10 protein-coding genes are annotated in these 11,984 nt (G+C 47.2%); 4 read left to right on the top strand and 6 right to left on the bottom strand.

Going from position 1 to position 11,984, the window contains the following annotated elements; genetic code table 11:
- Positions 1-6: 6 nt before the first annotated feature.
- Genes ICN26_RS01120 through ICN26_RS01110 form a run of 3 tightly spaced genes read left to right on the top strand, consistent with a single transcriptional unit; the run spans position 7 to position 3,601 of the window.
- A complete protein-coding gene (locus tag ICN26_RS01120) occupies positions 7-1,728 on the top strand; it encodes an ArnT family glycosyltransferase (protein ID WP_216266209.1) in 1,722 nt (573 codons plus the stop codon).
- Positions 1,725-2,981, top strand: a complete 1,257-nt coding sequence (locus ICN26_RS01115; protein ID WP_216266208.1) for a sialidase family protein — start codon at positions 1,725-1,727, stop codon at positions 2,979-2,981. The genes ICN26_RS01120 and ICN26_RS01115 overlap by 4 nt, the downstream gene beginning before the upstream one ends.
- A complete protein-coding gene (locus ICN26_RS01110) occupies positions 2,978-3,601 on the top strand; it encodes a hypothetical protein (RefSeq protein WP_255534339.1) in 624 nt (207 codons plus the stop codon). The genes ICN26_RS01115 and ICN26_RS01110 overlap by 4 nt, the downstream gene beginning before the upstream one ends.
- Positions 3,602-3,708: 107 nt before the next feature.
- Here ICN26_RS01110 and ICN26_RS01105 read toward each other — a convergent pair whose 3' ends face one another.
- The 6 genes from ICN26_RS01105 to fabI are packed head-to-tail and all read right to left on the bottom strand — an operon-like array spanning position 3,709 to position 10,061.
- Positions 3,709-4,701: a Bug family tripartite tricarboxylate transporter substrate binding protein gene (locus tag ICN26_RS01105; protein WP_216266207.1), complete on the bottom strand. Its 993-nt coding sequence runs from the start codon at positions 4,699-4,701 to the stop codon at positions 3,709-3,711.
- Between the two features lie 59 nt (positions 4,702-4,760).
- The gene (locus ICN26_RS01100; RefSeq protein ID WP_216266206.1) at positions 4,761-5,606 is read right to left on the bottom strand and encodes an HpcH/HpaI aldolase/citrate lyase family protein; all 846 of its coding nucleotides are present in this window, start codon (positions 5,604-5,606) and stop codon (positions 4,761-4,763) included.
- A 46-nt stretch (positions 5,607-5,652) separates the two neighbouring features.
- A complete protein-coding gene (locus ICN26_RS01095) occupies positions 5,653-7,023 on the bottom strand; it encodes an MmgE/PrpD family protein (RefSeq protein WP_216266205.1) in 1,371 nt (456 codons plus the stop codon).
- A 14-nt stretch (positions 7,024-7,037) separates the two neighbouring features.
- Positions 7,038-7,922 (bottom strand): HTD2 family dehydratase, encoded by an 885-nt coding sequence (locus ICN26_RS01090; RefSeq protein ID WP_216266204.1) that lies wholly within the window; start codon positions 7,920-7,922, stop codon positions 7,038-7,040.
- Positions 7,923-7,953: 31 nt separating this feature from the next.
- Positions 7,954-9,279 (bottom strand): chromate efflux transporter, encoded by a 1,326-nt coding sequence (chrA, locus tag ICN26_RS01085; protein WP_216266203.1) that lies wholly within the window; start codon positions 9,277-9,279, stop codon positions 7,954-7,956.
- Positions 9,276-10,061: an enoyl-ACP reductase FabI gene (gene fabI, locus ICN26_RS01080; protein ID WP_215309697.1), complete on the bottom strand. Its 786-nt coding sequence runs from the start codon at positions 10,059-10,061 to the stop codon at positions 9,276-9,278. The genes chrA and fabI overlap by 4 nt, the downstream gene beginning before the upstream one ends.
- A gap of 50 nt (positions 10,062-10,111) precedes the next feature.
- Here fabI and ICN26_RS01075 point away from each other — a divergent pair, with 50 nt between their 5' ends.
- Positions 10,112-11,983, top strand: coding sequence for an extracellular solute-binding protein (locus tag ICN26_RS01075; RefSeq protein WP_216266202.1), 1,872 nt, complete (start codon positions 10,112-10,114; stop codon positions 11,981-11,983).
- The last annotated feature ends 1 nt before the right edge of the window (position 11,984 follow it).

Raw genomic sequence — 11,984 nt, 5'->3', positions numbered from 1 at the left:
AGCAATATGCGAGGCTCATTCACTTACCGAAATGCCATTTTCATCCTACTTCTAGGTGTATTTACCTATCTATACGGTTTAGATAGTCGCTTTGCTCCGAAGAATGGGGATGAATACCCCTATATGCATATTGTCCGAATGACCGCGGATGCAGGTGCTTGGTTACCCCTGCAATCGGAGATGGACGGCATTAAAAATACGAAGCCTCCATTGGTATTTTGGGAGGGTATGGTTAGTACCGGTTGGGGAAGCGACTGGACACTCTTCGCACTGCGTTGGCCCAGTGTTTTATATACCGGCTTAACCGCACTTTTCTTATTTTTGACTGTATCTCGCTTTAGCGGTAGACGGCAGACTGGCTTATTGGCGGCTTTAGTATGGCTCTCCTTTTTTGCAACTTACCGCTACGGTCGTCCTTTTTTAACAGACCCCCCCGAAGTATTTTGGCTCAGCTTGCCATTCTTTGCGCTGTTGTATTGGGGTAGAGCTGCTTTTGAATCGAAGCTTTTTTTTCCCGTATTGGCAGGCGCCTCTTTTGGCATGGCCTTACTGTCAAAGTCTTTTGCCTACATTGTTCCCGCCGCATTTGCTTTGGGCTTGTTCTATTGGCGCTGGCGTGAATGGAGTATCCCCAAGGTCTTATTGCAAGACCTATACAAAGTCCTATTGATTGCCGTTCTAGCTTTGGGCGTATTTGCACTTTGGTTTGTACTAGATCCTTTCCCTGAAGCGGTTTGGAAAGAATTTGTTCTAGGCGAGAATGCCGGCAAGTTTCAAGCGCGCAGCTCTAACTATTTTTTGGATTTAGTGCGGGGTGGCGATAGTGTTTGGATGCTGGCTTTAACGACTTTGGCTAATGCTGGACTATTGGCCTTTGTATTAATTTCCACATTGATTCAATGTTGGCGAGAGCGGCGTTTTATGTCTCTTGAAGAGAGTCTTTTACTGCTGTTGGTCTTAGCCTTTTTTATTGTGTTTAGTTTGCCAAGCCAGCGCTCTGGGCGATATCTGCTTCCAGTGATGCCAGCATTTGCTGCTGTGATCGCAATATTTTGGGATCGATTGCCTATATGGGGATTTCGGATTGCATTGCTACTGCAGTTGCTATTACTTACTGCGCTTGTTTGGGTAGGTGGTAATTTGCAACTGTCAAACTTCTTAGGTCAGCCCGGTATTTGGAGTTATTCCTTGTGGCATTGGGTTTTTATAGGAGTTGCAATCGCCCTAGTGTTGCTTGGTATATTTAATCGCGACAAAAGTAAATCAATCGCTCTAGCAGGATGCTTTCTTTGCTATTGCGCACTCACTAGTGGCTTATCACCTCTCGAGGGTAGCTTGGGTCGTTACTCGCAAGAGACTATTCAAGGCCTTGCCGGAAAAGATGTTTGGGTACCTTGTGACTATCGTGCCAAGGATGAAGAGTATCGACTCTTATTGCCTGGGGCGGTATTGCATGGCTATTTGGCAAAGGATGCCAGTCAAATTGACTTGCTGACTAAAAATTACCCACTGGTAGCAGTGCAGTCAGCGATTGGTGTCGAGCCCGCGCTGTGTGATTATTGCAAGATAGTAGGTAAACGGATGGAGATGCGAGCGCGCCATTCTGATGCAGAAATTCAGGCGATACTCAAGGGTCATATTGGAGAACACCTGTTTGTGAATGAATATTTAATTGCTACTCCTACAACCATTACATTGCCACTAGTTGGTAAGGACGCTTGTCGATGAGTCGTGTGATTGCCTTCTGTTTTTTATTGTTGGCCTCGGTGCTGGGTTATTTCCATATTGACAGTCGCCCAGTATGGTCGCCGTTTGCAAGCGATCACCTAATGAATAATGCTAATCAACTTGAAGATGCATCTGAGGTAACTGAGAAAGCTAAGCCAGTTAAGGCGCTGAAAAATCCTGCGCCAGCAAAGTCACTAAAGTCCGTTCAGCCTAGCTTGCTGATAGATTGGTTGCCTGACACTGGAGCCCCTTCAGTGCATGCAGCATCTTTAATTGCACTGAAGGATGGTGCGGTGAGGGCTTTCTGGTTTGCAGGGAGTCGAGAGGGTGCTCCAGACGTAGCCATCTATACATCTGTTTTTGATCCGCAGGCATCTCGATGGAGCGCCCCAACAGTTGTGGTGGATCGCGTTAGTGCTGAAAAAGGTTTGTCTCGCTACATTGCTAAGTTGGGCAATCCTGTGCCAGCCAGAATGGCTGATGGCCGCATGCAATTATTTTTTGTAACGGTTTCTATTGGGGGTTGGGCAGGCAGTTCAATTTCTTCAATGATTTCAGATGATGAGGGCTTAACTTGGGATCGGCCTGCGCGCCTAATCAGCTCCCCGCTGATTAATCTCAGCACCTTAGTAAAGTCACCAGCCATGCCATTTGTGGATGGGCGCTTGGGTTTACCCGCTTATCACGAGTGGATTGGTCGCTTTGGCGAGTTTTTGAGAATCGATGCGAGTCAGGTTATTGATAAGCGACGCATGAGTTCGGGTAGAGGTGCAATTCAGCCGGTAGTTTTTGCTAATGGCCCACAAGAAGCAGAGGCTTTCTTTCGTCAAACTCGACCCAGTTCCCAGCCAAAGCAAATCCCTGTAAGTCAAACCAAGGATGCTGGACAATCTTGGGCGGTTACGAAAGACCTTGAGATTCCAAATCCCAATTCTGCGCTTGCTGCACTTACTCTAGCCAATGGCACGAGATTGATGGTCTTGAATAACATCGAGGCAGCGCGCTATCGATTGGTGATGGTAATGCGTGAGCCAAATTCCCCTCAATGGCGGGTAGTGCAGGTGCTCGAGGATGACGTATCTTTGCTCAATGATCAGCATCGAGAATTTTCCTATCCGTATTTAATTTCTACGAATGGTGTAGATGCTCATCTTGCCTATACTTGGAATAGAACAAAGATTAAGCATGTGTATTTTCCAGCTGTCTGGTTTAAGCATGCCGTCAGTAGTCTTAAAGACAAGGAAGCGCAATGATGACTCCTTATTTACAACTAATCGCTCTACTGGAGATGTCGCTTACCTGCGCGGTAGTGCTCATTATTCTCTCGCAAAAACTATCTTCAAAAGAGATTCCATTCGTGATTCGTCTGCTCGCAGCCGTCTTACTGGTAAATCTATTTTTCTGGCCGCTCGGAATGTCGCTTGAGTTGCCTTTATCTGCCTATGTTCGTGGGGTGACTGGTGAGCTCAGTATTTTGACGATGTTATTACTTTGGAGCTCCATCCTTCCTGCTGCCAAAAAGACACCACTGGGATTTAAAGTACCAGTGGCATTAATTGCGATTGTGTTTTACCCCTTAGCGTTAGGTCTTGGGATGCTCGATCCCTATGCTTGGGGCTATGGCTCTACTGGTCTTTTAATTGCCACTATCTTCTTTGCCATATGGTGCGGCCTTACTGGCTGGACTAAGGGCGTTTGGATCCTGTCCTTTGCGATTATTGCCTGGGCAACTCATTGGCATGAATCCACCAACCTCTGGGATTATCTTTTAGATCCCTTCTTGGCTATTTGGGCTCTGCTAGCAATCCCGAATGCGATTTATCAGAAGCGTCGCGAAAGAGCTCATTCAGGCCACCTCTTTAGGGCGGGTTGAGTAGTGAGTTAGCCAATTAGCTCATTAGTTCGGCACATCGTTTAATTTTAGGTAACAAAAAAGCCAGCAGAAATTTGCTGGCTTTTTTGTTTACCGCTATTCCGGAATTAATCTGGAATATTGGCTTTACGAATGACTGGACCCCAAACGTTGATTTCTTTATCAAGGTGATCCTTGAGGCCATTGGCGGATACTTTCTCCATTGGCACGATATCAATGTTGGCATCATCCAAACGCTTCTTCACATCAGGAGTATTCAGTGCTTTCTTGAGTGCAGCATTGATTTTGTCCAGAACTGGTTTTGGAGTACCTTTTGGAGCGTAAACACCGTGCCATACTTTTACTTCAAAGCCTTTGAGACCTTGTTCGTTCAAAGTAGGAACGTTAGGAATGGCAGGTAAACGCTTCATTGTGGTTGTACCAAATGCCTTCACACGACCGTCCTTGATGTAAGGAATAGTTTGTGTTGTCTGGTCACACAAGAGGTCAACTTGACCGCCCAAGAGATCAGTTAAAGCAGGGCCAGTTCCTTTGTAAGGAATGTTAGTCAAGCGAACGCCCATACGACTTTGGAATAGCAAGCCGCATAGCTGTGACACAGCGCCTGGACCGGCATTGGCCATAGTTACTTTTGAACCGTTAGCCTTGATATAAGCTTCCAGCTCTTTAAAGTTGTTTGCTGGCAAATCTTTTTTACCGAGCAATACCATTGGTACGTCAGCAACTTGACCGATGTACTCAAAGCTAGTCATTGGGTCATACGGCAGTTTGTCGTACAAAGCTTGTGCAGTAGCCATACCCATGTGGTGAATGTAGATCGTGTAACCATCTGGTGCTGCGCGTGCGACCTTAGTGGAAGCAATCGTGCCACCTGCACCAGGGACGTTCTCAACTACCACTGTCTGACCTAAAGACTGGCCCATTGGCACCGCAATTAAACGTGCGATTGAATCAGTCGGTCCGCCTGCTGCAAAAGGAACAACCAAGGAAATGGATTTCGTTGGCCAATCTTTTTGGGCGGATGCAATATTGCTGCCCAATAAAGTGCTGGCGCTGACAACTGCAGCAATTCCAGCAAAGAGGGTTTTCTTTAATTTCATTTAAGTCTCCGTTATTGTTTGATGCTGACTAATTTTGCCACTATTAAATGCTATCGGCTTTAGGGTTTACCAGCAATCGCCAGGGTTCTTTGGGCCAGTAGAACAACTGGACGGTCAATCATGCGGCCATCTAATTTCACTGCACCTCCTTTGGATGCCTTGTCTGCCTCGATAACGCGATGAGCCCAAGACACCTCTGCAGCAGTAGGCATAAAGGAATCCTTCACTAGGGAAACCTGTTTTGGGTGTATGCATAGCTTGCCACCAAAGCCCATTCTTTTGGCACGCTCGGCATCATCGGTGATGCGCTCAATATTGTCAGTAGAAGGGGTAACCCCATCAATTGGAGGGGCAATCTGGGCTAAGCGTGAGGCCAACACAATCTGAAAGCGCGCAGTTTGCAGTTCAGTTTCTTGTACGTCACAGACCATGCCTAAGTCCGCTTGCAAATCAAGGTTACCCAAGGCTAAGCGCAACACTTGTTCAGAGTCTGCGATTTCATTGAGGCGATCAAGACCGATGGCAGTCTCAATCATCGGAATAATGGCTGTGTTTGGCAGAATTTGTGCTGCACCATTGATTTGATCGAGAGACTCACTTTTTGGAATGAGTAAGCAAGCTGCATCTAACTCTTGGACCAAAATCAGGTCTGCCGCATAAAAATGACTGCCAGGAGAATTTGAGCGAATAATCAACCGCCTCTTTTGCTCTACAGTAAACGAAGGCCAAGCCGCCCGTATTGCAGCTCGGGCAGATTCTTTATCTTCGTGGGCAACTGCATCCTCTAAATCAATGATGACGCCATCGGCACCACTATCGAGCGCTTTAGCGAATCGCTCTGGGCGCGTTCCCGGAACGAATAAGAAAGTGCTACTAAAGCCGATGGGGGTATCAAGTGGATTCATATTTGTAGCTTTATTAAATGTGAGGCAAAAAATGAGTAACCAGGATTTAGGAGATCAACATACCTATCTTGGACTGCTTGCGGATATTCCACAAGCGCTCAATAGCAGCGCTCATCTCAGTTGGACTTGCGCCGCCACTAAATGCTGCAAGGCGCATAGCTTTATCGGTAATTTCAGCGCGACTGAGAGTATTACCAGGATCACCTTTGGGTTCGTCAACACGCCCTTCTAAAACTTCGCCACTATTTAAATAGACTTTGACTTTGCCGATCCAGCGTTGAGGGTAAGCACTATCCACTTCAGGATCTAGAACCATTGTGACGCGATCACGGAATGCGCAAATGGCTTGATCATGAAAGTGTTGATCAAATTCTTGTAGACCTGCAAATTGATAGTGTGCAATCAAAGCTAATACAGTTCCCATAGAGAACTTAGATTGGTGAACAGTTGCAGGATCAGTCACTGGGCCAAGCACATCAATTGCGCCCTGATGAACCAAGGTTTCTACTTTGGCGATATCGCTAGGCTTAAGGTGATGCGCCAACATGACTTGTAACAAGGCATCTGCGGCAGGGTGAGTATGACGGCATGAGGCATGATATTTAAAGCTCGTCTCAGCAATGGTCCAGCGACTACCCAAGCGATCAATCAGCTTGCTAGGATCTGCATCACTCGACATGCCAGCTGCTAAACCTTGCTTGCCTTCCAAAATGTGTGCGGCACCAGTAAAGCCTGATTGCGCCAGGTAAGCTGACATCAAGCCAGTAGAAGCAGCGTGCGCAGTATGTAATTGTTTAGAGTCAGCGGCATCACGTAGGAATTCCCAAAGGCCAGCGGATTGGGTCCCGGCTGAACCGAAGGCATGCAGCATTTGCATTGGGTTTAGTTTTAGTAGATGACCTACTGCAGCGGCGGCAGCTAAGGTACCTGCAGTACCAGTGGTATGAAATGTCTTGTAGTGTGAGCGACCTAGAAATTCTCCAACCCGAATGCCGACCTCATAGCCTGCAACAGCAGCGACTAGAAGATCTTCGCCTGAGGCGCCAATCGTTTGCGCCGTTGCTAATGCCGCAGGAAATACCACGGTAGCTGGATGAAAGACAGAGCCATTGTGAACATCATCTTGCTCGGCTACATGTGATGCTGCGGCATTGGCTAGTGCTGCTAAAAAAGGGCTTGAGTTTTTCCGACTAATCAGAATTTCGGCAGAGCCTGGATTAGCGGTATTGAAGCCACCCATGTTTTGCGCAAACTGCGTCATCGCTTCTACTGGGCGCGAGCCTTTACCAGCAATCGCAGAGCCAAACCAATCTACTAGTAAATCTTCGGTGCGCGCAATCACCTCTTGGGGAATATCGCCAATCTTTAATTCAGAGGCAAATGTAGCTAAGGCTTTAGATAAGTGTGGAGTAGTCATTCAGTCAAAATTCCCTAAGCTAAAACTGCAGTGGCTTGCATGGTGAGCCAGCCTTCATGATCTTCTGCCCAAATGGAGATCGTTTTTCCAGAAGGATCTTTCTCCAAATCAGGCTTAGCACTGACCTTAAATACATTGATATCAAAAGTAGGGCGAATAGCGCGGAACTCAAAGCTCTTGAGATTACAGCCTGAAATGCTTTGCCGTACAAGATCCACTAACAAAGTCGCAATTAAAGGGCCGTGAACAATTAAGCCGGGGTAGCCCTCTACTTCAGTAACGTATTTACGATCGTAATGAATGCGATGACCATTAAATGTTAGTGCTGAGTAGCGGAATAACAAGACATCATCAGGAGTCATTGTTTTAGACCAAGTCGCTCCAGTAGGGGCTGGTGTTGGTGCAACTGGCTTGTCGTCTGGTCCGGGAGCATCGCGATACACAATGTCATGCTCTTCAACTAAAGCCAAGCCATTGTGATTAGAGATAGTATGTTTGACCAATACAAAGATAAGATCGCCAGTACGACCTGCTTTGTGTGTAACGGATTCAATTTTAGAGACGCGTTCGATTTCATCGCCAACTGCCAGAGGCGCTAACCATTCAACTCGACTACCGGCCCACATGCGACGCGGCAATGGTACGGGGGGCAAAAAGCCACCACGCTTTGGGTGACCATCAAGGCCAATTTCGGATTGAAGAGCGCAAGGTAAAAAATAGAGCCAATGCCATAACTCTGGCAGAAAGGTTCCTGCAACGGGCGCAACATCAGGTCGATCGAGCGTTGCTGATAAAGCTCTGACAGGTGCTGCAGTGATGATGTCTTGAAGGGTCTCAGTTTTACCGAGCCATTCTTGGAGATGGGAAATAGTTTGGGGTTCGATTCGCATAAGTTCCATTATGCCAATTTCAGTCCCTGATTAAGTGGACTTAGATCAATAAACTGGCTAGCAAATAGCTCAGTAAGCCGGCCAGAGCTGAGCCAGTTAAGACGCTAATCACCCCTTTTTGAAACTTAAAGAGTGCCAAAGCTGCAAGCAGGGTAATCACAATCGAAATCCATGAGATTGAGCCGCCAAGACCATGTGGAAAAAAGACGTGATATGCAAAGAACAGGCCTAGATTAGCGATGACGCCAACCACTGCTGCAGAGATGGTAGTCAGAGGTGCAGTAAAGCTCAGCTTGCCATGCGTGGATTCGATGAGTGGACCACCGACTAGTACGAGGAAAAAAGAAGGTAAAAAAGTAAACCAGGTGGCAACACAGGCTCCAAGTACTCCGAACCAAAACGGATTGCTATTGCCAATCAAATGTTGAATGTGGCCAGCGAGATATCCAACAAAAGCCACCACCATGATGAGGGGTCCTGGAGTGGTTTCTCCGAGAGCTAAACCATCCATCATCTGACCAGCGCTAAGCCAGTGGAATTGATCTACTGCACCTTGGTACACGTATGGCAGAACTGCATAAGCGCCACCAAAGGTGAGGAAGGCGGCTTTGGTAAAGAACCAGGCAATTTGTGGGTAGAGCGTTTTCCAGCCAAAGATCAGCGCTAGAGCAATAAATGGAATTAACCAAAGCACGAGAACAACTGAGCTATGCAGTACCAGTTTCTTTTTAGAGAACTTGGCGTGGTCTGGAGTAGGGGTGTGATCATCAATCAATGCGGGAGCGTGTATCTCTATTGATTTATCGTGAGCAGCGATTTGCTGAAAATATTCTGGGTAGCGTCTACCGCCCCAGACGCCTATCAATGCAGCAACGATCACGATGATCGGGAAAGCCAAATTAAAAACAAAGACCGCCAAAAAGGATCCAAGCGCAATCGAACGTAGTACTCGATTATGAAGCGTGCGCTTACCAATGCGAACTGCTGCATGGAGGATGATTGCAGTGACAGCGGGTTTGATGCCAAAAAAGATTGCGGCAATCCAGGGTACTTGGCCAAAGGTGAGGTAGACCCAAGATAGGCCGATCAAGATAAAGAGAGAGGGCATAACAAAGAGAGTGCCTGCTATAACGCCACCCCAAGTGCGATGCATGAGCCAGCCGATATAAGTGACTAACTGCTGCGCTTCAGGTCCAGGTAGCAACATGCAATAGTTGAGCGCATGTAAAAAGCGCCGCTCTGAAATCCAGCGACGCTTTTCAACCAGCTCTTGATGAAGGACTGCGATTTGTCCTGCGGGCCCACCAAAACTAATAAAGCCCAGCTTGGCCCAAAACTTCAGGGCCTCGCGCAGTGGAACGATCAAACTTCTTCCATTCCACCAACGACTTGGCTAAAGCCGTTGTCGACATAAATAATTTCAGCGGTGATGCCATTTGCTAAATCAGATAATAAGAAGGCAGCAGTGTTACCAACATCATCAATCGTGACATTGCGACGCATTGGGGCAGTTTGCTCAACTGCTTCCAAAATCTTGCCGAAGCCTTTAATGCCAGCAGCAGCCAAAGTTTTAATCGGGCCAGCAGAGATTCCGTTAGCGCGTATGCCTTTAGGTCCTACTGAGCCAGCGATATAGCGTACCGAGGCTTCTAGTGAGGCCTTCGCAAGTCCCATGGTGTTGTAGTTGGGAACGTTACGTAAGCTACCTAGGTAAGTGAGCGTCAATAAAGAAGATTTGTCACGCAACATAGGTAGAGCTTCTTTTGCCATCGCAGGGAAGCTATAGGCAGAGATGTCATGAGCGATTTTGAAGCCTTCACGCGAAAGGCCTTCTAAAAAATCTCCGGCAATGGCTTCACGTGGAGCAAATCCAATCGCATGGACAAAGCCATCAAACTGCGGCCAAGTTTTAGCCAAATCCTTAAAAAGGGCAGAAATCTGCTCATCGCTGCCAACGTCGCAGTCAAAAATCAGCTCGGTATTGAATTCTTTAGCAAAATCGACAATACGGTCTTTAAAGCGCTCGCCAACGTAGGTAAAGGCCAGCTCAGCCCCTTCGCGGTGGCATGCCTTGGCAATACCGTAGGCAATAGAGCGGTTAGAAAGAAGGCCGGTAATCAGAATTTTTTTGCCAGCGAGAAAGCCCATATAGTGTCCTTTGCTTCAAATATGATTTGCTATCTACAATTGTTGCATATATGCCCATGCCCCTCGCCATCCGCCAAATCCCCAATTTGCTTCTCTTAGCCCTTCTGGCTGGGGTGGTGCTTGATTCGGCTCATGGTGCGCAGGGGATCGCTCAATATGGCAAGCCCAAATACGCTGATGGATTTAGCCATTTTGATTACGTTAACCCCCAAGCGCCAAGGGGCGGCACCTTAACTTTACCTAACCCCGATCGCCGAACGAGCTTTGATAAGTTCAATCCATTTACGCTACGTGGCGTGACTGCGCCTGGTATCGCTCAGCTGATGTTTGAGTCTTTGGCAGTTGGCAGTGCTGATGAGGTCTCGAGTGCCTATGGTTTGATTGCGGAAGATATTGCGGTAGCGCCTGACAAGATGTCAGTGGTGTTTCGGATTCGTCCTGAGGCGAAGTTTTCAGATGGCAATCCTATTTTGGCTAGTGATGTCAAGCACAGCTTTGATACTTTGATGAGCTCACTTGCTAATCCACAATTTAAAACGGTATATGCCGATGTAAAGCAGGCGGTAGTCGTCTCGGATCGCGTAATCCGCTTTGACTTTAAGAATCGCAATCCTGAATTACCCGTGATGGTAGGCACCTTACCGGTCTTCTCTCGCAACTGGGGCAAGAAACCCGATGGCACGATTACACCATTTGATAAGTTGACCTTTGAAGCTCCGATAGCGAGCGGCCCGTATGTGATTGAGTCTTATAAAGCTGGCAAGACCATGATCTTTAAACGTAACCCCAATTACTGGGCTGGTCAAAGTGGTAAGCCACTCAATGTCCGTGTTGGTTTTTACAACTTTGATCGCGTGAACTACAAACTCTATAGTGATGATGCTGTTCGTTTAGAGGCCTTTAAGGCTGGAGAGTTTGACGCATTAGTGGAGTACCGCGCGAAGAATTGGGCTAAGAGTTATGTGGGTCCTAGATTTAATGATGGCACCTTAGAAAAGAAGGCCTTCTTAAATCACAATGGCGCAGGCATGCAAGGTTTTGCAATGAATGTACGTCGACCGATTTTTCAGGATCCACGGGTACGACAAGCCTTAGGTTATGCGCTTGACTTTGAGTGGTTAAACCGCCAACTCTTCTTCGAGCAATATAGCCGTATCAATAGTTACTTCACGAACAGTGATCTGAGTGCTAATTTTGATGGTCCCCGTAAGCCGACTGAAGCGGAATTGAAATTACTGAAGCCTCTAAAAGCGCAATATCCTCAGTGGGTGCAGGATGCCGTCTTTGATGCAATGCCAGCCGCACCCTCAACCGCCTCACCCGATAGCTTGCGTCAAAACCTTCGCAAGGCGCGTGATTTATTGGCTCAGGCTGGTTGGCAATATCGCGATGGTGCCTTACGCAATATGCAGGGCGAGCCATTTCGTTTTGAGATGGTCGAGGATGGCCCATTTTTCTTGAGAGTGATTTCATCCTACGTTCGCAATTTAGAGAAGCTAGGCATTCAGGTGGATATTCGGACCAGTGACTTTGCTTTGCATCAAAAGCGCATGGATGAATACGATTTTGATATGACCACTATTCGTTTCCCTGATTCACAAAGCCCAGGTAATGAATTATGGGATCGCTTTGGTAGTCAGGCCGCAAAAGAAAAAGGCTCTGACAATGTGATTGGGGTCCAATCACCCGTAGTTGATGCTTTGGTAGATGCGATTGTGAAAGCTCAGACTCGCGAAGAGTTACGTGCAGCTACTAGAGCTTTAGACCGGGTCCTTTGGAATAGTTACTACGTGATTCCTCAGTGGTACAACCCGACACATCGAATCGCGTATCGTAAAGAGATGCGCTACCCAGAACCGCCTTTGTATTACACCGCTGAATCTTGGATTCTGCTCAATTGGTGGAAAGAGGGGGCGCGCTAAT

The sequence above is a fragment of the Polynucleobacter hallstattensis genome (assembly GCF_018881835.1).
Taxonomy (GTDB): Bacteria; Pseudomonadota; Gammaproteobacteria; order Burkholderiales; family Burkholderiaceae; genus Polynucleobacter; species Polynucleobacter hallstattensis.
This window is presented reverse-complemented; position numbering and strand designations above follow the sequence as displayed.

Coding starts and splice junctions, on each gene's coding strand:
- ICN26_RS01120 (WP_216266209.1), top strand. CDS start 7: ATGCGAGGCTCATTCACTTACCGAAATGCCATTTTCATCCTACTTCTA.
- ICN26_RS01115 (WP_216266208.1), top strand. CDS start 1,725: ATGAGTCGTGTGATTGCCTTCTGTTTTTTATTGTTGGCCTCGGTGCTG.
- ICN26_RS01110 (WP_255534339.1), top strand. CDS start 2,978: ATGATGACTCCTTATTTACAACTAATCGCTCTACTGGAGATGTCGCTT.
- ICN26_RS01105 (WP_216266207.1), bottom strand. CDS start 4,701: ATGAAATTAAAGAAAACCCTCTTTGCTGGAATTGCTGCAGTTGTCAGC.
- ICN26_RS01100 (WP_216266206.1), bottom strand. CDS start 5,606: ATGAATCCACTTGATACCCCCATCGGCTTTAGTAGCACTTTCTTATTC.
- ICN26_RS01095 (WP_216266205.1), bottom strand. CDS start 7,023: ATGACTACTCCACACTTATCTAAAGCCTTAGCTACATTTGCCTCTGAA.
- ICN26_RS01090 (WP_216266204.1), bottom strand. CDS start 7,922: ATGGAACTTATGCGAATCGAACCCCAAACTATTTCCCATCTCCAAGAA.
- fabI (WP_215309697.1), bottom strand. CDS start 10,061: ATGGGCTTTCTCGCTGGCAAAAAAATTCTGATTACCGGCCTTCTTTCT.
- ICN26_RS01075 (WP_216266202.1), top strand. CDS start 10,112: ATGCCCATGCCCCTCGCCATCCGCCAAATCCCCAATTTGCTTCTCTTA.